The organism is Caballeronia sp. NCF2 (assembly GCF_023631205.1).
In the GTDB taxonomy this organism is placed as follows: Bacteria; Pseudomonadota; Gammaproteobacteria; order Burkholderiales; family Burkholderiaceae; genus Caballeronia; species Caballeronia zhejiangensis.
In genome coordinates, this window is record NZ_JALQDN010000073.1 from 106,661 (window position 1) to 131,285 (window position 24,625).

The following is a 24,625-nucleotide window of genomic DNA, read 5'->3' on the forward strand; positions in this document are numbered from 1 at the left end:
GCAATGTCCACGGAACAGATCCGCGCATCGCGCGCGGCGTATTACGCAGAGATTGCACAGCAACGCATGGCACCGCTGTGGGAATCGCTGCATAACTTAGTGCCGAAGTCACCGCAGCCGAAGGCCGAGCCGGCCATCTGGAAGTATGCGCAAGTGCGCGATCTCGTCATGCAGGCGGGTGACGTCATTAGCGCCGAGGAAGCCGTGCGGCGCGTGCTGGTGCTCGAAAACCCAGGCCTGCCAGGAAAGTCGAGCATGACGCCGAACCTTTACGCCGGGCTACAACTGATCTTGCCCGGCGAGATTGCACCGAGTCATCGCCACACGCAGTCGGCTCTACGATTCATCGTCGAAGGCAGGGGGGCGTGGACGGCGGTTGATGGCGAGCGCACCACAATGCATCCGGGCGACTTCATTATCACGCCGTCATGGACCTGGCACGACCACGGCAACCCGTCAGTCGACGAAGGTGGAGAGCCGGTCGTCTGGCTCGACGGTCTGGACATTCCCTTGCTCGCGCAAATTGACGCTGGCTTCGCCGAGAGCTATCCCGAGAAGACGCAGCCCGTGTCGCGAGCGGAAGGCGAAAGTTTTGCGCGCTTCGGACACAACATGGCCCCGGTGCGGCATCTCGTGACCGATCCGACCTCGCCAATATTCAGTTACCCCTACGAGCGCAGCCGCGAAGCGCTCGATACGCTATATCACAACGGAGCAGTCGACGATTGGGACGGCGTGAAGCTCCGCTACGTGAACCCAACGACTGGCGGCTGGCCGATGCCAACGATCGCCACGTTCATGCAGTACCTGCCGGCGGGATTCAAGGGACGAACCTATCGCAGCACCGACGCGACAGTGTATTGCGTCGTCGAAGGCAACGGCGAGGTCGCCATCGGCGAGCGCGCGTTTAGCTTCGCACCGCATGACGTGTTCGTGGCACCGTCGTGGGCACCGGTTCGGCTGAATGCGTCCGCGGAGAGCGTGTTGTTCAGCTACTCGGATCGTCCGGTGCTGTCTGCGCTTAATCTGCTTCGCGAAGAGCGCCACTAAATTTCATATCAACGAGCGTACTGCGCTTCCACTCTCTTCAATCGAGTCGACATCATCATGGAATTCGTCTTTCCTCCTGAAGCACCCGTCGCCGTTCACGTCGCAGGCCGCGATGCCCAATTTGCCGTGCGCCGCGTTTATTGCGTGGGTCGGAACTACGCCGCGCATGCGCGCGAGATGGGCTTCGATCCCGATCGCGAGCCGCCATTCTTCTTCTGCAAGCCCGCCGACGCCGTCGTTCCCGTCACCTATAACGAAACCCTCGAGCTGCCGTATCCGGCGGAGACGCAAAATTATCACTATGAAGCCGAATTGGTCGCGGCGATCGGCAAGGCTGGCTCGGACATCACTGTCGAGAACGCATTGAGTCATGTCTGGGGCTACGCGGTCGGTCTCGATATGACCCGCCGCGACCTGCAGATGAAGATGCGCGAGATGGGTCGCCCCTGGGAAATCGGCAAGTCCTTCGACCGTTCCGCGCCGCTCGGCCCGATTCATCCGGTGAGCGATGCCGGGCACTTCGAGAACGCAGGTTTATGGCTCTCCGTTGACGGTGAAATCAAGCAAAAAAGCGATGTCTCGCATCTCATCTGGTCGGTCGCGGAAACGATCGCATACCTGTCGCGATTCTTCCGACTGGAGCCGGGCGATCTGATTTACACCGGCACGCCGGAAGGTGTTGGCGCGGTCAAGCCGGGCAACACGATGAAGGTCGGCGTCGAACGCCTCGGCGAACTGACCGTACGCGTCGTGTAGCGCGACATCCGTCATCATCGACCATGGGATCCGCCGTGCAATTACATAGCTTCTTCAACAGCTCGACGTCATATCGCGTGCGCATCGCGCTGGCGCTCAAGGGTGTCACTTTTGATACGATGCCGGTCAACATACGCAAAGGCGAGCATCGCGCCGTCGATTACGTTTCGAACGTGAATCCATCCGCAGCGGTGCCGGCCATTATCGACGACGGCTTCACACTGGGCCAGTCCATTGCGATCATCGACTATCTCGACCAGGTTTATCCTGAGCCACGGTTGATTCCGTTGCAAACCCACAGGCGCGCCCGCGTGCTCGAACTGGCGGCGCTGATCGCTTGCGACATTCATCCGGTGAACAATCTTCGAGTGCTGCGCTATCTTGAAACGGAGCTGGGCGTGACGGCGCAGCAAAAGAGCGACTGGTACCGTCACTGGATCGCGGAGGGCATGGGAGGTGTGGAGCGGATGCTCGCTCGCGAGGATCCCGGACCGTGGTGCTTCGGCGAGCAGCCGACGCTCGCGGATGTGTGCCTTGTCCCGCAAATTTCCAACGCCTTGCGAATGGACTGCGATCTCCGTCCGTATGCGAGAAGCATGGCGGTGTATGAATTCGCCGCGGATCATCCGGCGTTCTTGAGCGCGGCGCCGGCGCGTCAGCCGGATTTCGTGGCCTGACAAAAGCTCGTGGAAAACGCTTTGGGGCAGATTCATGACTGAATCTGCCTTTTTCCATTGGTCGGTCAGCAGCGGGAATATTCGTGACCCACGTCTCAGTCTCGATCGGTGAATCGGCAGGTCAGAATTTATGCACCATCCCGAGTTGCACGCCGCGCGCAGGGGCGCCCGGATAGGCGACGGGAATGCCCGCGGTCGTCGCGCCGTTCATGGCGAAGGTAGCACGGTTGTGGTTCTCGATCCAAGATGCGGCAGCGTACACGTTGGTCCGCTTGGACAGGAAATAGTTAAGCATTAGGCCGACCTGATCAGCGTTACTGTCTAGGTTCGACTTGTCGTGCAAGTGTGCTGCTCCGAAGGAGAAGAACGTCGCCGGATTGAACGTGTAGCGCACCGATGCCGTGAATACGTCTCGATTTAGTGGCGTGTCCGATTGCCGGTTGTTGTTGTAACCAAGATAAAAGGTGAGGTTGCCCAAATCATACGAGGCGCCGGCATAAAGCGCTTTCAAGACTGTGCCGGCACTTGAACCTGGCCACACAACCCCCACCGGGTCTTCGACGCGCTGATAGCCGACTACGGCACCGACTGGCCCTTTTGCGTATTGGATGCCGATGTGATAACTAGCGATTCCGTTCTGCGACGAATTGCTCGCATCGCGAAGGCTGATCATCAACTGTGCCTTGGTCCCTGCTATTTCGGGGGACTGGTAGGAGATGGCATTGCTCACGCGGGGCACGATTGCAAGAAAACTGATTAGACCGGAACCGATCGTCTGGCCGTTGAACGCGTCGAGTGCGCCGGAGACCGGAATATACACAGGCGAGTTCTGTCTGCCGAAGCGGACCTCGCCATAGGGACTGCCGAATCCGACCCAAGCTTGACGGCCGAAGGCCGAGTTGGGAACACTTGCCGCCCCCGTCGTGGTGAGGATGCCTTGCTCCAAGACGAAATTAATGGAGTAGCCGCCGCCAATGTCTTCCTTGCCGATCATGCCGAATCGCGAACCGAGATACATGCCCGGATCCATGCGCGCGGTCGTGCCGCCGCCGGTGTTCGCTACTTCTATGCTGTTGTCCAGCAAACCATAAAGCGTGACGTTCTGTGCGTAGGCTTGCGAGGCGCAAGCGAGCAGAGCGGCGCAAAACAAGTGCTTAGTCTCCATCTCTTATTCCTTTTTGGATGCGCGCTTGGCAGCGAAAGGACGGCGCGAAGTTTCCTGGTTCTCTAACCAGTTTTCTTATGACGGTGACCAGTTCGCGAGAAGGTAGGGCGCGCACCACCGCTCGGATCAGCTCATCGGCATCGACACCGAGTTTGTGCACAAAAACCGTTTTGTGCAAGTAAGGCTAATCCCGAACGGTGGGATCGGTCGATCGAATCGTGGGGGTAATCGGTTGAGAGAAAGGGGGCAAGGCGGGCTAGCGATTTACTACGGATAAACCCTTTGTTTGCAGATTCCCTCAGAGCATGCATAATTTGGCCAAGTCAATCCAAGGAGACGATTGTGCCGTTCGTAAATGTTCAGCATTTGGCAGGTGCTTTCACTCGAGAGCAACAGCTCGCAATCATGGAAGACATTGTTGCGGCCTTCGTGCGGCAGGGCGGCGAGGGAATCCGCCCCGGAACAATCGTCACAATTTCCGAAGTTGCGGACGGACTTTGGTCGGTAGGTGGTCAGAGTCTGACCATGAAGGAAGTCGAGCGGCGCCGGGCTGCCCGGGCTGCCTCGTCCGATAAGTCTTGAGTCGCGCTCTTCAATTGTTAAAGGAGAATCAGCCGATGTACGCCATTTCCGCAGCTTTCGAAGTCAATCCGGCTAATGAGCCCGTTCAACTGACCCGCGCCCAGATGTGGAAGGGCCTGGTACAGAAGGCCGAATACGCGGTGCCGTTCGTGCCCGCGATGAAGGAGTGCGAGGTCATCGAGAGGTTCGACGACGGGTTCATTCGCCAGATCTCGCTGCGCGGCAAGACGGTCCGCGAGCGCATCACGTTCACGCCCGAGGTGCAGGTGCACTTCCAGCGCATTGAATCGGCAGACAACGGTTGGATCACGAACGTGCTGAGCGATTCTGAGCGCGGTCTGGCGCTGACGTTCACCTTCGCGCTGGTGTTCGACGGCATCGCGGCCGGGTCGGAGGAAGAAAAGCGCAAGGGCGAAGAAGTGCGCGAGAGTTATGTCGAAGCAATTTCGGCAACCATTGCGGAGACGCGCCGGCGCGTGCGGGCCGGTGAGATCTAATCACAAGACCCGACGATGAACAGAGATACTTTCGCAAACGTTCCTGCGTATCCGGTGCTTGTAACGTATGAGTCGAGCCGTGGCGCGCGAACCGGCGTACTGGTGCGCGACCGGATCTACGACCTTGCCGGCGCGTCCGGCAAAGAGGCATACGCCGATATGAAGGCGGTGCTCGAAAGCTGGCCCGATGTTGAGCCGTGGCTTGCCAGCTTCGACTCCGCGCGGGCAGGCGAGTCGCTGGTTCAAAGGTCTGTCCGGTTGCTGCCGCCGATTGCCAACCCCGGCGGCATCTACGGCGCGGGTGCTAACTACACCGACCATGCCGAAGAGATGGCCAAGATCGCGGGCTCGGACACGCCGACGGCCCGCGGCGATCGGTCATGGCACTTTCTTAAGAGTTCGCATTCGATCGTCGGCCCCGAAGCGACCGTGAGCCTGCCCGAGGGCGCAACATCGATTGATTGGGAGGTGGAGCTGGCGGCAGTAATCGGACGTCAAGGCAAGAATATCGCGCTGGAAGATGCCCTGAATCACGTCGCTGCGTATACCGTCGCTATTGACTTTTCGGCGCGCGACTGGAGCCGCCGCACCGATCTGTCGGAGCGCTCCCCCTTCCGGATGGACTGGCTTTCGCATAAGAGTTTCGACGGCGCGTGTCCGATTGGGCCTTGGCTCGTTCCCGCCTCCCGCGTGCCGGATCCGCAGGACCTCGCGCTGCAATTGTCGGTCAACGAGGTCGTAAAGCAGAACTCGAATACCGGGAAAATGATTTTCTCGCTTGCGGAACAGATTCGCGATTTGTCAACGCGCATCACGCTTTGGCCGGGCGACCTCGTCCTGACCGGCACGCCGGCAGGCGTGGGCAGTAGCCGCGGCGAATTCTTGCGTAATGGCGATGTGGTGGATGCGGCGGTCTCGGGACTCGGCATCCTGCGCGTGAAAATTTCCGCTTGACCCAGGCGATTGCTCCATGACAAGTACCATGAAAGCCGTCGTGATGCACCGCTTCGGCGGTCCTGAAGCCTTGGAAGTGGCGGAGGTGCCGCGCCCCGTGCCTCGAGCGGACGAAGTCTTGATCCGGGTGCACGCGGTCACGGTGAATCGAACGCTCGATCTCGCCGTGAGAGCGGGGCGATACGGCCGGCCCATAACGCTCCCGCATGTGCTCGGCGCCGACCCGGTGGGCGAGATCGTCGAAATCGGCGATGAGGTGGCCGATCGTAAGGTCGGCGATCGTGTGGCGACCTCGCCGTTCGTCAGGGCCGCGACAGGATCCGCGCCTCCGGTGCTGCTCGGCGTATCAGCATGGGGAGGCTATGCCGAATTCGTCGCGGTTCCGGCGCGCATCACGCATCTCCTTCCTGCAAAGCTGGATTTTGCAGATGCCGCCGTCGTCGCGCGTCACGCTCCGCTTGCGTTGCATCTTCTCGAGACAAAAGCGAAAGTGTGCGCTGGCGAGACGGTCCTCGTGATGGGTGCGAGCGGAGGACTGGGTTCCGTGGGCGTTCAGGTGGCGAAATCGCTGGGTGCCACGGTCATCGCGGGGGCCGGCGCGCCCGAACGCGTCGCGCGTGCGGTCGCCGCAGGTGCGGATCACGGCATTGACTACCGGCGCTCCGACCTCGTTCAGAATGTCATGGCGCTGACGGGCGGTCGCGGCGTGGACGTCGTGTTTGAGAACATAGGTGATCCCGATCTGTTTCCGCAAGCGCTGTCGAGTCTTGCGCGGGGCGGGCGTCTGGTCACCGCAGGCTCTCATGGCGGCGGAAAAGTCATGCTCAACGTGACGGAGTTGTATCAAAAGCAACTCACGCTGTATGGATCGACCGGACAGACGAGCGACGACCTCGACCGGGCCCTCGCGCTGGCAGCGGATGGTCTTCTTCAAGCCGAGATCGCCGACACGTTTCCGCTGTCGAGCGCCGCCCGGGCGCATGAAGACTTGGAAAAGGGGCGAATCACTGGAAAAATCGTGCTGCTGCCGCAGAATATAGAAGTTCCTCCATCGGCTAGTGCGCCATAATATCGACATCATGAAACGCGACGAGCCCATCACCATTCAGTCAGCCTTGCCGCATGCTGGCGGCAAGAGCCGGCCGCTTTCAGAGCAGGCGTTCAACACGCTGCGGCGCCGCATCCTGCGCGGCGAAATCGCGCCAGGTACAAAGTTGCGCATCGAGGTTCTGCAGCAGGAGCATTCGTTGTCAAGCAGCCCGCTTCGAGAAGCCCTGAACCGGCTCGTAGCTGAAGGACTTGTGACGGCGGACGACAACAAGGGATTTCGCGCGGCCGCCGTGTCCGCCGAAGACCTCAAGGACATCACCAATTTCAGGCTGCTGGTTGAGCCCGCTGCGCTGGCGCAATCTATCGCCAACGGAGACGGCGAGTGGGAGGGGCGCATCGTCGCAGAGTTCCATCAGCTCGAGCGCCTGCGCAAGCGTGTGGTTTCCGGAGGCGACTGGCCCGACGAAGAATGGACCGAGCGTCACAAGCTCTTCCATATGGCCATGCTCTCAGCTGCGGAGTCGCCGCGCCTGCTCGCGCTGTGTTCGAGCCTATTCGATCAGTCGGAACGCTATCGGCGTTTTTCGGTCATGAACCGGAAAGAGCCGCGCAATACGGACGAGGAGCATCGTCGTATGATGGAAGCGGTTCTTGACCGGAAGTCGGAGCTCGCCTGTGCGATCCTCCGGGACCATATCGCGCAGACCGCGCGGAACGTCATGCTGATCAATAGCGTCCAGGACGCGTAAGCGTTCTGGCTGCACGCGTTTTCCTTCGGGCGTTCGCCCTGAATTCTCCCCGCGGCCACGGTGACCCTCACCATCGCGCCATTCGCGCGCCATCAATTCCTCGCTTGTAGACCGAACGCTCCCACAGCGCTTTCTCTTAATTTGTGCACAAAGCAGTCTTAGTTTGCGCACAAACCAGTCAACTAATCCTAGCTGGTCTGCGCAGTGAAGCCGCTGCGGAATTTCGTTGGCATCAGGGAACATATCTACTTGCACAAAAACATCTTTGTGCACAAAACGGTCCCACAATGAACCGGAGGAAGACGATGGCATCGAGCGACAGCCCACAGTTGGGGCAGCAGGTCAGGCCGATTAGCGGTCAGGATGCATTCAGGGAGAGTTTTGAACCAGCGGCTTTGAATGAAGACAACAGCATCGCCGATCGCGCCGCGTCGGCGGAAATGAAAGCTGCGGCATCGATGCCGCCGCTGTCGAGGGGTTACACGACCCTCACTGTTCTCATCGTTGCCTACATCATTTCATTGGTAGATCGGCAGGTGATGTCGTTGATGGTCGCGCCGATTAAGCAGACCCTTCATATTAACGATGTCCAGATCGGTCTTCTTCAGGGGTTCTCGTTTGCGCTTTTCTATTGCATCCTCGGTCTGCCACTTGGGCGGGCTGCCGATCGCAGCAGCCGGCGCGTACTTATCGCCGTGGGGATGGCGTTTTGGAGTGCCGCGACGATCGCTTGCGCTTTCGCGCACAGCTTCACGGAATTGTTCGTCGCTCGGATTTGCGTCGGCATTGGCGAAGCTGCGCTCGCGCCGGCTGCCTATTCCCTACTCGCCGACCTGTTCCCGCCGAAGCGGCTGATCCGCGCCAACGCGTTATTCTCGATGGGCGCTATGCTGGGCGGCGGCCTTGCGCTCGTGGTCGGGGGCACGGCGCTCGACTACGCTATGAAATTCTCAGGACTGTTGTTCGGCGGGCAGTTTCAGCCATGGCAACTGGTGTTCATCGCGGTTGGTCTGCCCGGAATCCTGCTCACAGCCGTGTTGCTCGCGCTCGTGAAGGAGCCGAAGCGTCTGGACGACACGCCGATCCCTTCCATCCGTGAAGCCTGCAGCCAGCTGTGGACTCTACGCGGTCATTTAGTGCCGTTATATACATGCGCGACATTGTTGGCAATCGTCACGTTCGCCAATTTGGGCTGGCTGCCGACGCACTTCATCCGCGTATTTCACATGACCGCCACCGAGACCGGACTGAGCCTAGGTATCGCGCTAATGGCCGGATGCGTGGTTGGCGCATATTTCGGCCCATCGCTGACCAGCATGCTATTGCGCCGCGGTCATAGAGACGCGCATATGCGCACGGTGCTCATCGCTTCGCTCGTCATCATCGCGCCTGTGATGGGTCCGCTCCTGGCCAACCGCTATGCGGCGTTGTTCGCAGCCTTCCTGTACTACGTCGTGCAAAACTCGTACTTCGGCGCCATCACAGCGTCGGCCCAATCCGTCACGCCAAACCGAATTCGCGCGATCAACTCCGGCATTTTGTTCCTCGTCATGAATTTGTTCGGCTTGGGCGGAGCTTCGGTCATCGTCGCCTGGGTTGCCGGTAACGTGTTCGGGGGCGGTCCTGAAGCGATCGGTCATTCAGTTGCGCTGGTCAGCGCTGTTGCCGCGGTTGCATCCGCGGTCGTCGCACTGTCAACGATGAAGCGCTATCGTCAGCCGTCGGGCATCATTAATATTAAGGAGAACGTGTGATGTCATTGGAAAACAAAGAGGGCTTCGCGAACCTCGATTCTCGCGCGCTCGCTCCTGCAGATGGCTACCGGCTCGTCGTGGTGGGCAGTCACGGCGGCATCGGGTCGGCGTTGTGCCTAGCCGCTGAGGCTAACGGGATGCAGGTCGTGGGGCTAGATACGGAACAGGCGATCCGCGAAAAGCCGGCCGCATTCGCTGGACCAGCTATCCACGTGGACGTGCGCGACGAAGCGTCGATCGCGGCGGCCTTTAAACAGGTCGGCGAGTTGCACGGTCAGATCGATGGACTCGCCTATGTAACAGGGATCGGCATTCCGCCTACGCCTGCGGTGGATCATCAGATCGGGCAGTGGGACAAGACGATGGAGGTAAACCTCCGCGGTGCATTCCTGACTGCGGTGAGCGCACGGCCATTGCTGAAGCCTGATGCTTCGGTTGTGTTCGTCTCGTCGGGTCTTGCGATTCAGGCGGAGGCCGGTTTCGCCGCCTACAGCGCATCTAAAGCGGGCCTGCTTGCGTTTGCGAAAACGCTTGCAAAAGAATGGGCGCCGGTACGTGTAAATTCCGTCGCTCCGGGCCTCGTCAATACCGCCTTTCTGGCCGGCGGGAGCGGGCAAGGCAAGGCTGTCAATGGGACCGTCGAGGACTGGTTCGGACCCGAGCGGGCTCGCGCCATCTTGGAGACCATTCCGCTGAGGCGGATTGCCGTCCCCGACGATGTTGTCGCGCCGATGCTTTTTCTCCTTGGGACGGGTTCTCGGTTTGTAACTGGGCAGACCCTGCACGTGAATGGTGGAAGGCTGTCGCTCTAACGGCATCATTTTTCAGGAATCCAATAGCATGAGTATTATCAAATGTAACGAGCTGCTCTACATCCGGCGCAGTGTGCCGGACGTCACGCAAGTCGAGACATTTCTCAATCGATTCGGTCTTATCACGTGCGCGAAGCAGGGCGAATCCGTGTACCTGCGGGCCACCGATCCGGTTCACCACTGCTATATCCTAGAACAGGGTCCCGCCCGCCTGCTGGGGTTCGCTTTCCTGGCCAAGAGCGAGGCGGATCTAAGAACGCTCGCCGCGGGCACCGGCGGTGACGTGGAAGAGATCACCGAGCCGGGCGGCGGTCTGCGGGTGCGCCTGAAAGAGCCGAATGGCTATGACGTGGATGTAGTTTACGGGATCGCTGTGCCCGAGCCGATCAAGGTGGAGCGTCAGGCCGTCAACACCGGCCGCGAGCCGACGCTCCGTGCTGATGAATTGCTGCGATTGCCTCGTGGCCAGGCCACGCCGGTCAAGCGCATCGCCCACGTTGTATTGGGTACGCCACTCGTCGAAGAGACGGCCAAATGGTTCCGTGAAACGCTCGGGATGCTGCCCTCTGACGAGGTCTTCCGCACGGCGGGCGGTGAGCAGATCGCGTCCTTCCTTCGGGTGGACAAGGGTCCGGAGCACGTCGATCACCACGCCTTTCTGCCGATGCGTTCGGCTGTCGCCGGCTTCCAGCACGTTTCATTCGAATCGCAGGATATCGATGCCGTCATGGCGGACCATCATTACCTGAAGTCGGTGGGCTATGAACACTTATGGGGTATCGGCCGTCACTTACTCGGAAGCCAGCTCTTTGATTACTGGAACGATCCGCTAGGATATGCACACGAGCATTGGGCCGATTCGGACCGCCTCTCGGCGAGTGCGATTACTGGAGTATGGGAGGCCAAGGAAGGTATGGTCACACAGTGGGGCGAAGGCGCGAGTGAGCGGTTTCGCCATAACGTGAAGCCGTGATACGAAGTGCGAGCGGTCGCCGTTTATAGAGCGGCGCGCGTTTCGTTACTGCAAGAGCGCCGTTCAGCGTTGACAGGGACTGCAGCGCTGAGAGCTCGCCATTAAAAGCGAGCCGGTGCTTGAGTGCAGGTTCAGCTTCTCATCCAGGCGCGGCCCCAGCTATTGAGCGTGCGTTCACCGTGAGGCCACACTCCAGGCTTGTCACCAACCGCGACGCGAGCAAGCTCCGCTGAAAATTCCATGCGATTCCCGTCCGGGTCGGTGACCATGAAGAAAAGGTTGTTGCCTGGTCCATGACGACCCGGTCCAAAGAAAATGGGCACGTCGATCGTCGCAAACCGGTCGCCCCAATCGCGGATATCATTCCACTCGTTCGTCTCGTAGCAATGGTGATCCCATTCGTTCCTTGAGCCTTGGAAGAAGGCAAGACTATGGTGTTCATCGTCGGAGCGGAGGAATACCACTGCGACGCCGCCCTTGTCATCCACTACTTCGTCAGAGATAGAGAACCCGACGGTATCGGTGTAGAAGTTCACAACGCGTTCGAGTTCGGTCGTTTGAAAAACAGTGTGCTGCAGCCGGGCGGGAAGACCGTCGCGACTAGCGACTGATGCCGCGTCGGAAATCTCAAGTCCAAACGCCATCCGGCGACCTTGGGGATCAGCAATGACGAATGCGCCCGGCTGAAACAGCGGGGCGGTCAGAGGTTGGCAGGCTAGCCCATGATTCTGCAGTCGCATACGCAGCGCGTTGAGTTCCTCCTGATTGCGCATCGCGTAGCCGAAATGCGGCTCCTGGCCTCTTGAACGCGCGGAGATCTCCATCGCGCGGTCCCGTCCGACCAAGACAAGCCGATTATGGTCCGCTCTCCCCACAGAGGTCATCTGCATCTGCGATGTATAGAAGTCGGCGAGCCGCATAGGGTCGTCCGACACGACGTGGAGGTGATGCAGGCGCGCGGGCGTGTTTTGCTGAAGCGAAAAAGTCAACTGACCCTCCTGTTCATGTCCCTGAAGCGTTTCAAGCCGATCTGTCGGTCATCGCACTTCATCGACGACGATGTTTCTCAGCGTGCCGACGCGCGAGATCTCGACCTCTACGACATCGCCCGGCTTCATCCACAGCGGCGGATCGCGAAACGCTCCGACACCGCCGGTCGTGCCTGTGATGATCACATCGCCCGGCGAGAGCTCGGTGAAGACCGAGCAGTACTCGATCAGCCGTGCGACGTCGAAAATTAGGTCATTCGTGAATGCTTCCTGGACAATCGCCCCGTTCAGACGGGTGACCAGCTTAAGGGACGATGGGTCGCCCACTTCATCGGGCGTGACGAGGTAAGGACCGAAGCCGCCCGTGGCGGGGAAGTTCTTGCCGGGCGTGAACTGGATCGTATGTTTCTGCCAGTCGCGCACAGTGCCGTCGTTGTAGCAGGCATATCCTGCGACGTGTTGCAGCGCGTCGGCCTGCTTCACATGCCGTGCCCGCTTTCCGATGACGACCGCCAGTTCGCCTTCGAAGTCGAGCTTCTCCGAGACGGTAGGGCGCACGATGGGCCCCTCGTGGCCAGTTTGCGAGTCGGCCCACCGCGTGAAGATCATAGGATGCTTTGGGACTTCGCGCCCTGTCTCCTGCACGTGCGACAGATAGTTGATCCCGACGCAAAGGATCTTTTGCGGGTCCAAAATCACCGGCAGGAGCTTGACGTTTGCAAGCTCGAGCGTAGCGTCGGCGCTCGCAGCCCAACCACCGAGGTCGGACAACGTGTCCTTCTGCAGCGCTTCTTTTAAGGTCGCGCCGAATCGCGATGCCAGCGGTCCGGCATCGATGATGCGCGTGCCATCGAGCAAGCCCCATGACACCGTACCATTGTGTTCAAAGCTAATCAATCTCATGTTTTTCTTCCAGGAATGACAGACGTATGCTAAATTTTTGATGGGGCTGGCGTCAACAGAATTATTGCCATTCGAGAGATTTTTCCGCGAGCTCGAAAACGTGTCACTGGGCGTACGCCCCTAGAGTTTTTTTTTCTTAGGACACCGTTTCTTACGATAAAAGAGTAATCAATGCTGCGGTTTTGAGTATTACGCGGCGGGCGACGCCACGTGAATGCAGATACACACGGAGGAGATTGAGATGGCGCGACGACTCGAAGGGAAGGTGGCTGTCATAACCGGGATTGGCAGCGGCATGGGACGGGCTGCCGCGATTCTATTCGCTGCAGAAGGGGCGAAAGTGGTGGGATGCGACATCGACGGGGAAAGCAGCAGTGCGACGATCGATGCGATTCGCGACGCTGGCGGGAGCGCTGTGGCGCTTGCTCCATGCGACCCTTCCGAGGCCGATGAGGCTCAGGCGCTGGTTGACTGCGCCGTGGCGAGTTATGGGGCCGTCGACATCGTCTACAACAACGCTGCGAAGGTGCACTTTGCGCCCATCGAAGAGATGACCATCGATATGTGGCGTGGCACGATGAAGGGCGAACTCGATATTGTGTTCAATGTGTGCAAGGCCGCGTGGGGACATCTCAAGGAGCGGGGCGGGTCGATCATCAACTGCGGATCGGTATCCGGAAAAATGGCCTATGAGGTGCTTCCCGCGCTCGCGCACTCCGCGGGCAAGGGCGGTGTCATTGCAATGACGCGACACCTAGCCATGGAAGGTGGCAAACATGGCATTCGAGTCAATAGTATTTCACCTGGGCTTGTGAAGACCGCGGCTACCGCTGCGCGCATGGAAAACCCTGCATGGTTCGAGCCGATGAAACGCAAACTGATGTTGAATGGACGCGTCGGAACGCCCGAGGACGTCGCGTATTGCGCGCTATACCTCGCCAGCGACGAAGCCGGCTGGGTCACGGGCGCCGACTTCGCTATCGACGGCGGTACGACTGCATGGTGAGGTGCGGCACTTCGCATGTTGCGATGGCGATCTAAGATCGCCGCGGTGCTGACTTCGCTGAACGGGCACTCCGGTGTCATTTGTCGACAACTGCCCGCATCCCCCGGCGGGCGGCCGTCGGCTTAATGAGCGGCGCGGAAGCCCGATCATGATCCACAACGGGCGGTTCGCCGAGGCACTGCCCGAGCTTAGAACTGAGCCATTTGTGCAGTGCTCGAATCGGTCGCGCACCGGCCGGGCTGGTACACGTACCGCGAAAAGATGCTGCGCGGGTTCGTGCGCATGCAGGCGGAGGCCTCCGGGATCGAACTTAATGGCGAAGTGCCGTCGCAGCCTCAGCGCATGTACGTCCCGGCCAATCTACGCAGCGGCTATCGCGAATCACGCGTCCCGAACTCCGTAAAGCTGCGTGACGATCGCAAGAAAAAGTGACGTCATGTCCGGTGCCGGTGGTTGGCGAAGCTTTTCGGCAAAATAGCCAATGTGAGCCGTGAGGTTTTTTTCACGTTTGCTGTCACGGCCGCTATGAGCTTTCAGTTTCTATGACACGTCGAAGACCTGTTCGTGACGCACAAAGTGAAAAACACCTCAGAATTCAAAGACCAGGTATTTCACTTTCTGTAGCACCCGACAGAGTCCAGCTAAGTGAAAAACCGCTGACACGGTTAGTGAAAGATCCGGACGGGTGCCCCTCCCTCTACGGGCGGTTGACATCCACGACTGACCCACTCCGGTCAGACGACCGTCTCCAAAGCGGTCAGTCAGTCGAATCGAGGTTGTCGGAACTGGAGTGCCATAAAGCGGCCGTTGGCGAACTCACCTGATCGGCCATGAGCGGTCCTTGATCTCTCCCAAGAACCCGACGTTCCGGCGGCTGAAATAGACTTCCGCCACGACGTTCATACAGTACTCGATTGCGGGCGATTTGTTCAGCGTGCCACACGGGCGGAGTTTCAGCAGTTATTTCACCATTCGCCGACATCCCATACAGACGAAGCTTAAGGTCTCCGTCTCTGAAGAATGCTTACAAAGGGCTCTGTGGCGAAACGCACATATCTATTCCCTTTCTAATTCGACAGGCTTATGCGACGCTGTCGCTCGCTTCGATAGACTGAAATCGCACCGTCAAAAAACGTCGTGACCGCCGCATGAACTGCACAAAGATGTTCCTCAAATTCTCCAATGCGTACGGCGAGAAAGCTTTCCGTGAACTCCTCCACACTTTCAGCGTCGATCGGCGCTGTTTTCCCCGATTTCACCGATAGCGCTTGAGCAGAATGCAGCATTGCGAGATTATCAAAAACTTCTTCTGAGTACGAGCGATGATGAATAATCGCATTTCGCTCTTCGCGATGACTCATGCATGCTTTTCTTAGCGCCTTCAAAGGCTGCACTAGACCGGCGCGAGCAACGTGTTCATTCGTCACTATCATCTCGTGAGCGATCGAGCCATCGGCGATACCTAAATCGAGGAGCTTACCGACAAAGATCATGACCCTGTCGTAGACGGTCGCACTTCGAATTAAATAGTTTTCAATTGCGAATCCAATCTGCTCGGCCGGTGTGAAATTTGGAATATCGAGCGTCAATTGCCGAACATTGCGGAGTATCTCTATGGAATACGCTGCCTTCCTGAGAGCCGCTGTCACCACGGCGAGGCCTTTGCCGCACGCAAATATGTAGTTCTCAGCTTCCGATCCGATCGGCAACTCTCGAGAGTTTTCTGAGAGCTTCAGATTTCGCTTTTGCAACGGACTTTCCTCGTCGAGCAATATGACTGAGAAAATTTCATGTTCAAACTCAATCAAGCGGTCCTCCTAAGTTGCGTTGATGAAATACGATAATAACCTAGCATTTTCGTCTGCACTCTTGCTAAAGGCCGTCGATAGCCCGCTAAGGACGACCGTCCGCTCGGGCCGGTTGAACGAGGTCGCCAACGTCAGCTTTATGGGTGCTCCAGTCTGCAAAACACTGGTTCGACTGGCTAACCGCTTTGGAGAAAGCCGTCTGACCGGAGGAGTGGGTCGGCTTGATGCGTTCGCCGTCGGTCTGGGCGCCGGGGCGACACGGGGTACAGTCGGCCATGGCCGGTCACTCGACTTCACTCGTGGGTTGCCATTTCACGTTGGCCTCGACAACGGATCTTCCGCGCCGATCGCGGCCGGCGTATCTGCAGCCTTTGCTTGGAGCATTATCACAGTGGATTCGATTGGAACTACGCGTACTTGACTTCTAAGGGCTGCCACTATGAATATCAACACGACAAGGCCTAGGCCGTCCATCCATCCAGCGGACCTCCGACATCGGGCTTCTCCAGATGTCGGCTGATCCCCGCGTCAGCAGATAGGTGTGATCCCGCTATGCCCGACATCAGATCTGCCTGGCTTTACGCGGACAGCGTTTCCGAGCAACGTCAAATAACGCTTGCGGCGCTAGGTTCGTTCGAAAATCTTGTTGCTCTAGCAAAAGATGAAATTGTCCACGTTCGTGTGCGCGCGTGCCAAGGACGCGAATCTGGTCTTACGCAATGCATTCAGCCCATCTTCTCGTTCGAACTTCCGAACGCTGGCGATCCCCTCTTCAATGGGCCCTACGGCTATCGAGCCCAATACTGGCAGAGTCCGTTGGACGGCCTGAAGGCAAACGCCGCGCTCATCGCCGCCTTAACACCCAAACTGCTTGCTGTCGTTGACATCGATGTTGAACCTCAGCTCGCCAAGATCAACGTATGCTCTTCGCTGCGCGCCACTTCGGCCAAGTTTTGGATGCAGGAGATTCCGTCACTGCTGCTGAGTCCGACGCATGATCTCAACGTGAAGCGCTGGTGTGACGAAGCCCAACAAGGCATACATTTGGCGCAATGGGGTCTTTCGGCTCCCGAAGTACAGAAATTCGAGATCAAAGGTGCTTTGATCGACCCTTACGGGAATGAAGTCGTTCCAACGCGGAAGATATTTCGTCACTTTGACATTCACCACTATGGCTTCTCATAGCCGACCGCTTGCGATTCGCGTAGATGATGATTCTGCCAACGGGCGAGCAGGGCAAGAAATTCGTGCCCGGAAGCATGGCTTCTTCGGATCGTCGGTTGCGATGGATGCGACCTCCGGCACTCGGATGTCCCTTGGACCTTGAAACCCGTCGATTACCGTGGGTGGCACCCAACGGCCGTAGTGGGTCGTCTTCGGCCGACCGCGTCAGGCGCGCGTTGGATCGCGCAAAGGAGGCTCGCGCAGAGCGACGCGATCAGCCGCAAGGCTCGCCTCCGCCGCACTCTCGGAGGCGGCCAGTTAATGAGATTCAGCAAAGCTCAATGTCCGACGCTCGAACCGGCGCGACTGGCCGTACACAGACCGGTGCCCCGAATCGTGCGCGGTCCCAAGCATTCGCCAATTCGACTCTTCGAGCACGCTGACCACTTCGTTCAACAGCACGTCTGTCCGGTTAGTGACAATGCGTCCGCATTGGCTCGACGATATTCCGCCGCTCCTTGCTGTGTAAAAGATTATCCTCGAATTTTCTTTGTCGGCAAGTTCGTTGTACGGAATCGGCAGTTTTGAAACTTCCTCAGCAAGCGCGAAACCCTTCGCCTCCGTTTTCCCGCTGTTCACGTCGAGGTTCAATTGATCGAGACTCGAGTAGCCGTTGGCCCAAGAAGGTAACGCGTAATAGTGGGCTGGACAGTTTCCGAGTCTTTCCGGTGCATCTTTCGGGCGCGAGATATTGCTGATGATGACGTCTGGTCGTATGACGGGAATGAATTTAAGCGCCTCGCTCGTCGAACCGACGTGAAATGTTTCGATACCGATCGATCTAAGAAAACTTAATTCGCGCGCGTTGTTGTCGGGATTTTGATCTACCCATAATAGTCGGGTTCCGGCGATCGCTCGCGCGGAATTTAGGGCTCGCGCTAGTGCGCCACGGGCGGCTGTGGCATCAATTTGCATTTCGTCATCCGACTTATTACCTTCGAATTTTTTAATCAACCGATCGACCTCGTTCTCAGCCTTCTCTCGGTCAATCTCGACTCCGAGGATTTTCAAGTGGGTTATGTCATTCAGCCAAAATTTCAAGTAGGGAGCGATGTGGTTCCAATTAACTGCGATAGCGGCTACAATAAGAATCGCTAGCATAAAAATCCCCGTTTTCCGCGCCGCATCCAGGTATATCAGATATCGCTCAACCGGGGAGTTTCGGTGTTTCGTCCTTGCTTCTCTGCGTTGGAACTCAGGCATCTGCGCTCCTTACAGGTGGTGGTCCACTTCGTTTCGCTTCCTTGTGCGCCCAAAGCTAATAAAAGCGTAGGTAAGATGAGTTAGGTTGTGTAGATCGGATTACTCAAATGTGGGGTAACGCACTAAGCTGTGGGCTTAGCACGACAGGCCATGGGTTCGACCGACTCGCGTCAGAGCGTGGGCGCTTGATTCCCGGACGACGGACAGCAGAACGTCGGCTATGCGCCTGAAACGCGCCATCTAGGTACTTGAGGATCGAACGTCGCCAACGGGTCGGGTAGCGTCATCCCCGTCCTCCGCCTCATCGCCGGTGAGCGGCCCGTGGAATTCTGTGCCCAAACGGCCTTTCGTCAGCGCGCGCTCCCGACCGTCAGCGGCCGTTGGTACTCGTGTGCGATGCAAGGATAAATAAGAGCCGACGGGCTGATTTGATTGCACTTTTTCAGTAACGCCGTCACGATGATGCGAAAGTGCCCGACGTCTTGCCAACGAAAATGAAATTCCACGCTGGTCGCAGGGCCCCGGACGTCCACGAGCGCCGGTCGAGGTTGATATCGACTTCAATCAGCAAGCCCTCATCGCGCCTCGGTCAATGGCTGCTTTGCGGCGAGCGAAAACGACATACCGTCTCGAGCGTTCACATCGGCAGCGCGATCCGTCGACGTGCCGACCACTTGCTCCCATGCGGCAAGCGGCATGGACGGCGAGCGAAGCGTAAATGACCGAGAGTGGCTGAAACGGACGTGGCCTTCGCCGACGCTGAATAACCGGGGCGCTAACGTCGGCGGCCTAAACATGACCATCGGCAAGACGTTGACGAATCCGAGGGATGCAACGTATTGCCGAAAGCCCCAGGTTCTCGGGCCGTGCCGTATCGAACTCGATTCGAGCACGGCGTGCGGTTAACTCGGGCGGCTACGCATTCGTAATCTCAGAACGGCTTCGTGGGCAGATATTTCCCGTCCAGTGTGATCACCGCCCGATGGCCGCCTTCCGGATCGTCGACCTTCTTTATGTCGAGCTTGAAGTTGATTGCGCTAATAATGCCATCGCCGAATTCCTCATGTACCAGCGCCTTGAGCGTCGAGCCATAGACTTGCACCATCTCATAGAACCGGTAGATCGTCGGGTCAGTGGGCACGCCGCCCGGAATGCTGCCGCGCACTGGAATGGTCTGCAGGGCGCGCGTGGCGTCCGGGCCGAGGCCGAGTTTGTCGGCCACAACTTTCGCAGCATCCGGCGGCAGGGGATGCTGTCCGAGAAGCGCGGCGGTCACGAAGGCAATGCTGAGTCCGGTGCCTTCGGTGAGTTCTCTGAAGGTCAGATTTTTCTCGATCTTGGCGTCGATGATTAAGGCGGTGAGCGCTGCACGCGCGTCCTGGCTGTATTGGGACTGAGGCATGATGTATCTCCGGAGGTGAGGTGGAATTGCTACTCAGGCGGCAAGGTTTGCGCGGGCTGGTTCTGCGCATGCGTTCGGATGTCTCGAGAGCGAGACGAAACGGTGGGTGGCACCATCGAGCGCGTCGATGGATCCGGTTTCGATGTCATACACCCAGCCATGGATCGCGAGGACGCCTTGCTCGATCGCGAGCCGCACGTAGGGATGAGTCTTGATGTTGGCAAGCTGGGCGATGACGTTCTCGCGAATCATCGAGTCGATGCGGTCGCGTTCGCTCGAATGCTTGCGTGCTTCGTTCACGACCCGCGCCGAATCCGCATACTTGAGCCAGCTCCGGACCGACGGCATGTGATCCATGCAGGCGCATGTCGCGATTGCAGTCATGGCGCCGCAGTCGGAATGGCCGCAAATAACGATGTCGGTGACGCCGAGTCCCGCGACGGCATATTCGACGGTCGCGGTCACGCCGCCCGGTTCCGGACCATGAGAAGGAACGATGTTGCCGGCATTACGGATGACGAACAGGTCGCCCGGTTCACGCTGCGTTACGAGTTCGGGCACGAGCCGGCTATCTGAACACGAGATAAACAGGGTGCGGGGATTTTGGCTCGTGGCAAGCCTCCTGAAGAGTTTCGTGCGCTGCGGGAAGGCTTCTCGCTGAAACCTGAGGAATCCGTCGATGATGTCTCGCATCTTTCACTCCGCTATTGTGAACGGTGGCTCGATGAGGTGAATGCTCGACGGTTTCGGCTATAGTGTCCAAGACCGGTTTCCTATCCGAGCTATAGGGAAGACCAATACCGAAGGACTCGCAACCATGCTGCTACGTCATATCCGGTATCTGCTGGCCGTAGCGGAGCATCGCAATTTCACGCGCGCCGCGCAGGCCCTGCACGTATCTCAGCCCACGCTCTCCCAGCAGATCCGGCAACTCGAAGTAGCCCTCGGCGCGCTCTTGCTGGATCGGACCGGGCGTTCTATTCGCCTGACCGACGCAGGGGAGGCCTATGCGAGCCACGCGCGGCGTGCGCTGCAGCAACTCGATTCCGGCAAGCGCGCCATTGCTGACGTTCAGGACCTCAGCCGCGGCGTTCTGCGCATCGCAGCAACCCCGACGTTCACCGCTTACTTCATCGGACCGTTGATTGAGGCATTCAACCGTCTGCATCCGAACATCATGATGACCTTCACGGAGATGCCGCAAGATCGGATGGAAGCCTTGCTTTCCGACGACGCGCTGGACGTCGGAATCGCATTCGACACGGTCTCTAATCAGGAAGTCGAGCCGCAGATACTTTTCGTCGAGGAGCTGGCGCTGACGATCGGCAAGACGCATCCTCGAGCAAAACGGCGGCTTCGCATGACGCTCGACGAACTTAAGGACGAGCCGCTGATCTTGTTGAACGGAGAATTCGCGACGCGCCAATACATCGACCATTATTTCCGCGAGAACGGCGTGGCGCCGCGGCTTGCAATGGAAGTCAATTCAATTAGCGCCGTCATCGAAGTCGTCAGCCGCAGCGCACTTGCTACGCTGCTTCCAGCCGCGATCACGCGGCAGCATCACGAGCTGTGCAGCGTCCAACTTGAGCCTGCACTGCCGCAGCGGACGGCCGCGCTGCTGCTTCGCAAGAGCGGGTATAGAAGCGCGGCGACACGGGCTTTCGTGGCTTTATCGGCGCTGCAAAGCGATGCCGAGCGTGTCGCTGGGAAGCGGGTCACCCGGAGCAAACGTCCTAGTACCGAGTGACGGCTCGCCTCTTATGGAAGTTGGTTCGACATTTCGGCGACAATGCGACGAAGGAAGATCAGGCGGGTTCAAACTCCGAAGATTAACAAAAGCTTTAAGCAAACTGCTTTTCGCATACAATCTTCAGAATGTATGTATCGAGAGCGATGATGATCAAGCGGTGGGTTCCGGATATCAAAGCGCGCAAGGGTCCGATCTATCAGCGCATTGCCGATGCGATGGCCGCCGACATCTCGCATGGAACGCTAAATCGGGGCGACCGGCTTCCACCTCAACGAGCTCTGGCGGCGGCGATCGGCGTCGACTTTTCGACCATCAGCCGCGCCTATGCGGAGGCACAGCGGCGCGGCCTTATCGATGCGCGCGTCGGCCGTGGCACATTCGTCCGCCATTTGCGCGACCGAGCGCCCACGCCGTCGTCCAATGCATCGACGGATTTCATGGTGAACTCGCCGCCCAACGTGTTCGAGGGCGAAGCTGGCATTACTCTCTGGAACGAGGTGTCAAGGACGACGGTCGCACTCGATGCCAAAGCATTCATGCGGTATCAGCCACCGGCGGGAACGATCCACGACCGCGACGTGGGCGCGCAATGGCTGCGCCAGCGCCTGAGCGCGGTCTCGCCGGAGCAGGTGCTCGTCTGTCCAGGAACGCAATCCGCGTTGCTCGTCGTCGTCATGATGCTTGCTGCAAAGGACGACGTCCTGTGCGTCGAGAACCTCACTTATCCTGGCATCATTCTCATCGCGCGCTATCTTGGAATCCGCCTGGTAGGTGTCGAAATGGACGATCAGGGCGCGATTCCCGAATCTCTGGACGAGGTGTGCAAGGAACATCGGGCGAAGGCATTCTACTGTATGCCGACTTTGCACAATCCCACCACGCGGAGCATGTCGCTGAAACGCAGGATGGCGATTGCCAGCGTTCTGTCACGCCATCGCGTCTCGCTGATCGAGGACGACAACTATTGGCCGCTTCTCGCTGAGCGTGGCAACGAGTTGCCGCCGCTTTCAAGTTTCTTGCCCGACCAGTCTTTCTATCTTTCGGGTCTCTCCAAATGTCTCACGCCGGCGCTGCGAATTGCCTATCTGGCGACGCCGGAAAAGTCTTTCGCCGAGCGTGCTGCTGTCATTTTGCGTGCGACCGCGTCGATGGCGTCGCCCCTGAGCGCTGCCTTAGCAACCCGATGGATCGAAGATGGCACCGCGTCAAACTTGCTTGCCGCAATCTGCCAAGCGGTCGCAGCGCGGCAGTCGCTGGCGCGGGACATCTTGCCCGAACAGACGAAACACACGGACGTGCGAGCGTTCCACACCTGGCTGATACTGCCGAAAATCTGGACCCGAGCGGCCTTCGCCGAGCGGCTTCGAGTCGATGGCATCAACCTCGCCTTGAGCGATGCTTTTTGCGTCGGCGTCGCAGAGGAGGCCGTGCGCCTCTCACTGGGTGGGCCGCCGACCATCGGCGATTTGAAATTCGGCCTCGAAAAGATCGCATCGCTGCTCCGTTCCGACCTAACGGAGCCCAGCGTCATCGTGTGAGGTCGGCGTGCGATAAGTACGCCCGCCTCCCCGGATGCGCGATGCTCTATCGATGCGGTCCGGCTGCAGTCGTCGTTTGCCTGGACGAAGAGAAGGGATATCGGTCTCGCGTCCGCTCCGCATCCACAAGCGGCGAAGACGTTGCATTGCCCTACAGCGTCCGATGCTCTGCCATACCGCAGGCACCGCCGCCGTATACGTCCCCGAGTCAGTTCCGACTGGTTATGAGCGCTATTGCTCCTTTTTGCATGCGGATTAAGTCGACCTTTTCACGGACGAGGCGAGCTAAAGAATCTAAGGCGCATATCTGAAGGAGTGCCCGGTACGCCGGCACTTGGATGGTGCGAAGCAATGGTGTTCACTCTCTAGCGCAGCTGCATACAATCTTTCGATTGTACTCAATTCGCACTCTGGACAAGGTAGCACGGTCATCCATATAAGCGGGAGTGCTTTCGAAACATTATGAAAATGATTGCCTGCGTGACGCTTTGCCAGCATTATCGCGTCATGCTGTTGTATGTATCGATGAATGCATACAATCGGCCTTCTATCCAAACAACCGACGCTGCATGGACGGGAGCGAGCAATGAGGATCATGACCGATTTTATTGGCTATGCGTTGTCGCTGACGCTGACGTTGGCGCCGATTGCAGGACGGGCAGACGACGCGGTCGTCAAGATTGGCTTTGCGGCGCCGCTTACCGGACCGTCGGCGGCCGATGGCAAGGAAATGGAAAATGCCGCGCGGTTGGCAGTCGAAGATGCGAATTCACGCCATCCGACGCTCAAGGGAAAGGCTGTTCGATTCGAACTCGAACCGCAAGACGATCAGGGCGATCCTCGCATCGCTTCGCAGATTGCCCAGCGATTCGCCGACATCGGAGTGTCGGGCGTTGTAGGCCACTTCAATTCCACCTGTAGCATCGCCGCTGCGAGAACGTATTCGGCAGCCAACATTGCCCAGGTCAGTCCAAGTTCGACTAGCGCGTCCTATACGCAGCAGGGCTACAAGACGACCTTCAGGGTGGTGGGGCACGATGCCGTAGCCGGCGCGACGCTTGGCAACTATCTGGTCGATCAGCTGAAGGCTAAGCGAATCGCGATCATCGACGATCAGACTGACTTCGGGCGGGGCCTCGCCGACCGGGTCGAGACGACGCTGCGCGAGCGCCACGCGAACGTTGTGGCGCATGAATACGTGACTGATAAGACCATCGACTTTAGCGCCGTGCTCACTAGGCTGCGCGCCAAGAACCCCGATGTCATTGTCTTCGGCGGCTTCGACGCGCAGGCGGCTCAGGTGGTAAGACGGATGCGTAGTTTGGGTCTGACGGCGACGCTCGTCGGCGAGGGTTTCAACAATGAGATCTTCCTTGACCTTGCCAAAGGCGAGGGAGAGGGTTCGCTGGCCGTTCAGCCCGGTATACCGTTTTCGCAGATGCCCGGAACGGACTTCGTCAATCGTTATCGCACGCGCTTCGGTACGAATTTGAAAGGCTTCCAGGGGCCGTATGCGTACGACGCCGCGTCGGTGATCATCCAAGCGGTGCTTAAGGCTGAATCGAAGGATCCGGCCAAAGTGCTGTCTGCTGTCGCCGACAGCAGCATCAAAGGCGCTACCGGACCTATCGCATTTGATGCACGCGGCGATCTGGCCAGCGCTCCATACACGCTCTACAAGCTAGAAGGAAAAGACTGGCGCGACATCGACGTGATCCGAGCGAAACAATGACATGCAGGTTAATGCGCGTTGGCAAGCGAAGTAAGGTCTCGAACGCGG

At 58.6% G+C, this 24,625-nt stretch carries 24 protein-coding genes; 17 read left to right on the plus strand and 7 right to left on the minus strand.

The window, feature by feature from the left end:
- Positions 1-3: 3 nt before the first annotated feature.
- The 3 genes from gtdA to maiA are packed head-to-tail and all read left to right on the plus strand — an operon-like array spanning position 4 to position 2,483.
- A complete protein-coding gene (gene gtdA, locus NCS02_RS29830; RefSeq protein WP_250520420.1) occupies positions 4-1,050 on the plus strand; it encodes a gentisate 1,2-dioxygenase in 1,047 nt (348 codons plus the stop codon).
- 57 nt (positions 1,051-1,107) lie between these two features.
- On the plus strand, positions 1,108-1,806 hold the full coding sequence (locus NCS02_RS29835; protein ID WP_244808567.1) for a fumarylacetoacetate hydrolase family protein: 699 nt from the start codon (positions 1,108-1,110) through the stop codon (positions 1,804-1,806).
- Between the two features lie 35 nt (positions 1,807-1,841).
- Positions 1,842-2,483: a maleylacetoacetate isomerase gene (maiA, locus tag NCS02_RS29840; protein ID WP_244808568.1), complete on the plus strand. Its 642-nt coding sequence runs from the start codon at positions 1,842-1,844 to the stop codon at positions 2,481-2,483.
- Positions 2,484-2,604: 121 nt separating this feature from the next.
- Here maiA and NCS02_RS29845 read toward each other — a convergent pair whose 3' ends face one another.
- The gene (locus NCS02_RS29845; RefSeq protein WP_250480957.1) at positions 2,605-3,648 is read right to left on the minus strand and encodes a porin; all 1,044 of its coding nucleotides are present in this window, start codon (positions 3,646-3,648) and stop codon (positions 2,605-2,607) included.
- A gap of 342 nt (positions 3,649-3,990) precedes the next feature.
- Between NCS02_RS29845 and NCS02_RS29850 the strand changes: the two genes are divergently transcribed.
- The 8 genes from NCS02_RS29850 (at position 3,991) to NCS02_RS29885 (ending at position 11,019) form a co-directional block, all read left to right on the plus strand.
- Positions 3,991-4,230: a tautomerase family protein gene (locus NCS02_RS29850; RefSeq protein ID WP_250523457.1), complete on the plus strand. Its 240-nt coding sequence runs from the start codon at positions 3,991-3,993 to the stop codon at positions 4,228-4,230.
- Positions 4,231-4,265: 35 nt separating this feature from the next.
- On the plus strand, positions 4,266-4,727 hold the full coding sequence (locus NCS02_RS29855) for an SRPBCC family protein (RefSeq protein ID WP_244808570.1): 462 nt from the start codon (positions 4,266-4,268) through the stop codon (positions 4,725-4,727).
- A 15-nt stretch (positions 4,728-4,742) separates the two neighbouring features.
- Positions 4,743-5,681, plus strand: coding sequence for a fumarylacetoacetate hydrolase family protein (locus NCS02_RS29860; RefSeq protein ID WP_244808571.1), 939 nt, complete (start codon positions 4,743-4,745; stop codon positions 5,679-5,681).
- Between the two features lie 28 nt (positions 5,682-5,709).
- Entirely contained in the window at positions 5,710-6,750 is a 1,041-nt protein-coding gene (locus NCS02_RS29865) for a quinone oxidoreductase family protein (protein ID WP_250520421.1), read from the plus strand.
- Between the two features lie 10 nt (positions 6,751-6,760).
- A complete protein-coding gene (locus tag NCS02_RS29870; protein WP_244808573.1) occupies positions 6,761-7,480 on the plus strand; it encodes a GntR family transcriptional regulator in 720 nt (239 codons plus the stop codon).
- Between the two features lie 305 nt (positions 7,481-7,785).
- Positions 7,786-9,234, plus strand: coding sequence for an MFS transporter (locus NCS02_RS29875; RefSeq protein WP_250523458.1), 1,449 nt, complete (start codon positions 7,786-7,788; stop codon positions 9,232-9,234).
- Positions 9,234-10,046, plus strand: coding sequence for an SDR family NAD(P)-dependent oxidoreductase (locus NCS02_RS29880; RefSeq protein ID WP_244808575.1), 813 nt, complete (start codon positions 9,234-9,236; stop codon positions 10,044-10,046). The genes NCS02_RS29875 and NCS02_RS29880 overlap by 1 nt, the downstream gene beginning before the upstream one ends.
- A gap of 28 nt (positions 10,047-10,074) precedes the next feature.
- Positions 10,075-11,019 carry a VOC family protein gene (locus NCS02_RS29885; RefSeq protein ID WP_250520423.1) on the plus strand — a complete coding sequence of 315 codons (945 nt, stop codon included), beginning with the start codon at positions 10,075-10,077 and terminating at the stop codon, positions 11,017-11,019.
- A 131-nt stretch (positions 11,020-11,150) separates the two neighbouring features.
- Here NCS02_RS29885 and NCS02_RS29890 read toward each other — a convergent pair whose 3' ends face one another.
- Positions 11,151-12,008, minus strand: a complete 858-nt coding sequence (locus NCS02_RS29890) for a VOC family protein (protein ID WP_244808577.1) — start codon at positions 12,006-12,008, stop codon at positions 11,151-11,153.
- Between the two features lie 48 nt (positions 12,009-12,056).
- Positions 12,057-12,911 carry a fumarylacetoacetate hydrolase family protein gene (locus NCS02_RS29895; RefSeq protein ID WP_244808578.1) on the minus strand — a complete coding sequence of 285 codons (855 nt, stop codon included), beginning with the start codon at positions 12,909-12,911 and terminating at the stop codon, positions 12,057-12,059.
- A 214-nt stretch (positions 12,912-13,125) separates the two neighbouring features.
- Between NCS02_RS29895 and NCS02_RS29900 the strand changes: the two genes are divergently transcribed.
- Positions 13,126-13,917, plus strand: coding sequence for an SDR family NAD(P)-dependent oxidoreductase (locus NCS02_RS29900; protein ID WP_250523459.1), 792 nt, complete (start codon positions 13,126-13,128; stop codon positions 13,915-13,917).
- Positions 13,918-14,127: 210 nt separating this feature from the next.
- Complete coding sequence (locus tag NCS02_RS29905) at positions 14,128-14,349, plus strand: hypothetical protein (protein ID WP_244808579.1); 222 nt, start codon at positions 14,128-14,130, stop codon at positions 14,347-14,349.
- A 635-nt stretch (positions 14,350-14,984) separates the two neighbouring features.
- Here NCS02_RS29905 and NCS02_RS29910 read toward each other — a convergent pair.
- On the minus strand, positions 14,985-15,725 hold the full coding sequence (locus tag NCS02_RS29910; RefSeq protein WP_250523460.1) for a Cthe_2314 family HEPN domain-containing protein: 741 nt from the start codon (positions 15,723-15,725) through the stop codon (positions 14,985-14,987).
- Positions 15,726-16,277: 552 nt separating this feature from the next.
- Between NCS02_RS29910 and NCS02_RS29915 the strand changes: the two genes are divergently transcribed.
- Complete coding sequence (locus NCS02_RS29915; RefSeq protein WP_250523461.1) at positions 16,278-16,910, plus strand: hypothetical protein; 633 nt, start codon at positions 16,278-16,280, stop codon at positions 16,908-16,910.
- Between the two features lie 297 nt (positions 16,911-17,207).
- Here NCS02_RS29915 and NCS02_RS29920 read toward each other — a convergent pair whose 3' ends face one another.
- The 3 genes from NCS02_RS29920 to NCS02_RS29930 all read right to left on the minus strand — a co-directional run bounded on the left by NCS02_RS29920 (position 17,208) and on the right by NCS02_RS29930 (position 20,247).
- Complete coding sequence (locus NCS02_RS29920) at positions 17,208-18,152, minus strand: response regulator (RefSeq protein WP_250523462.1); 945 nt, start codon at positions 18,150-18,152, stop codon at positions 17,208-17,210.
- A gap of 931 nt (positions 18,153-19,083) precedes the next feature.
- A complete protein-coding gene (cynS, locus tag NCS02_RS29925) occupies positions 19,084-19,554 on the minus strand; it encodes a cyanase (RefSeq protein WP_244808588.1) in 471 nt (156 codons plus the stop codon).
- Between the two features lie 33 nt (positions 19,555-19,587).
- The gene (locus tag NCS02_RS29930) at positions 19,588-20,247 is read right to left on the minus strand and encodes a carbonic anhydrase (RefSeq protein ID WP_244808589.1); all 660 of its coding nucleotides are present in this window, start codon (positions 20,245-20,247) and stop codon (positions 19,588-19,590) included.
- A gap of 124 nt (positions 20,248-20,371) precedes the next feature.
- Here NCS02_RS29930 and cynR point away from each other — a divergent pair, with 124 nt between their 5' ends.
- The 3 genes from cynR (at position 20,372) to NCS02_RS29945 (ending at position 24,577) form a co-directional block, all read left to right on the plus strand.
- On the plus strand, positions 20,372-21,304 hold the full coding sequence (gene cynR, locus NCS02_RS29935; RefSeq protein ID WP_244808590.1) for a transcriptional regulator CynR: 933 nt from the start codon (positions 20,372-20,374) through the stop codon (positions 21,302-21,304).
- Between the two features lie 146 nt (positions 21,305-21,450).
- Positions 21,451-22,845, plus strand: coding sequence for an aminotransferase-like domain-containing protein (locus NCS02_RS29940; RefSeq protein ID WP_244808591.1), 1,395 nt, complete (start codon positions 21,451-21,453; stop codon positions 22,843-22,845).
- Between the two features lie 586 nt (positions 22,846-23,431).
- On the plus strand, positions 23,432-24,577 hold the full coding sequence (locus NCS02_RS29945; protein ID WP_244808592.1) for a branched-chain amino acid ABC transporter substrate-binding protein: 1,146 nt from the start codon (positions 23,432-23,434) through the stop codon (positions 24,575-24,577).
- Positions 24,578-24,625 lie beyond the last annotated feature (48 nt).

Coding starts and splice junctions, on each gene's coding strand:
- NCS02_RS29845 (WP_250480957.1), bottom strand. CDS start 3,648: ATGGAGACTAAGCACTTGTTTTGCGCCGCTCTGCTCGCTTGCGCCTCG.
- NCS02_RS29835 (WP_244808567.1), top strand. CDS start 1,108: ATGGAATTCGTCTTTCCTCCTGAAGCACCCGTCGCCGTTCACGTCGCA.
- NCS02_RS29930 (WP_244808589.1), bottom strand. CDS start 20,247: ATGCGAGACATCATCGACGGATTCCTCAGGTTTCAGCGAGAAGCCTTC.
- NCS02_RS29945 (WP_244808592.1), top strand. CDS start 23,432: ATGAGGATCATGACCGATTTTATTGGCTATGCGTTGTCGCTGACGCTG.
- NCS02_RS29860 (WP_244808571.1), top strand. CDS start 4,743: ATGAACAGAGATACTTTCGCAAACGTTCCTGCGTATCCGGTGCTTGTA.
- NCS02_RS29875 (WP_250523458.1), top strand. CDS start 7,786: ATGGCATCGAGCGACAGCCCACAGTTGGGGCAGCAGGTCAGGCCGATT.
- NCS02_RS29900 (WP_250523459.1), top strand. CDS start 13,126: ATGCAGATACACACGGAGGAGATTGAGATGGCGCGACGACTCGAAGGG.
- NCS02_RS29915 (WP_250523461.1), top strand. CDS start 16,278: ATGCCCGACATCAGATCTGCCTGGCTTTACGCGGACAGCGTTTCCGAG.
- cynS (WP_244808588.1), bottom strand. CDS start 19,554: ATGCCTCAGTCCCAATACAGCCAGGACGCGCGTGCAGCGCTCACCGCC.
- NCS02_RS29865 (WP_250520421.1), top strand. CDS start 5,710: ATGAAAGCCGTCGTGATGCACCGCTTCGGCGGTCCTGAAGCCTTGGAA.
- NCS02_RS29870 (WP_244808573.1), top strand. CDS start 6,761: ATGAAACGCGACGAGCCCATCACCATTCAGTCAGCCTTGCCGCATGCT.
- gtdA (WP_250520420.1), top strand. CDS start 4: ATGTCCACGGAACAGATCCGCGCATCGCGCGCGGCGTATTACGCAGAG.
- NCS02_RS29895 (WP_244808578.1), bottom strand. CDS start 12,911: ATGAGATTGATTAGCTTTGAACACAATGGTACGGTGTCATGGGGCTTG.
- NCS02_RS29920 (WP_250523462.1), bottom strand. CDS start 18,152: ATGCCTGAGTTCCAACGCAGAGAAGCAAGGACGAAACACCGAAACTCC.
- cynR (WP_244808590.1), top strand. CDS start 20,372: ATGCTGCTACGTCATATCCGGTATCTGCTGGCCGTAGCGGAGCATCGC.
- NCS02_RS29855 (WP_244808570.1), top strand. CDS start 4,266: ATGTACGCCATTTCCGCAGCTTTCGAAGTCAATCCGGCTAATGAGCCC.
- NCS02_RS29940 (WP_244808591.1), top strand. CDS start 21,451: ATGATGATCAAGCGGTGGGTTCCGGATATCAAAGCGCGCAAGGGTCCG.
- NCS02_RS29885 (WP_250520423.1), top strand. CDS start 10,075: ATGAGTATTATCAAATGTAACGAGCTGCTCTACATCCGGCGCAGTGTG.
- NCS02_RS29880 (WP_244808575.1), top strand. CDS start 9,234: ATGTCATTGGAAAACAAAGAGGGCTTCGCGAACCTCGATTCTCGCGCG.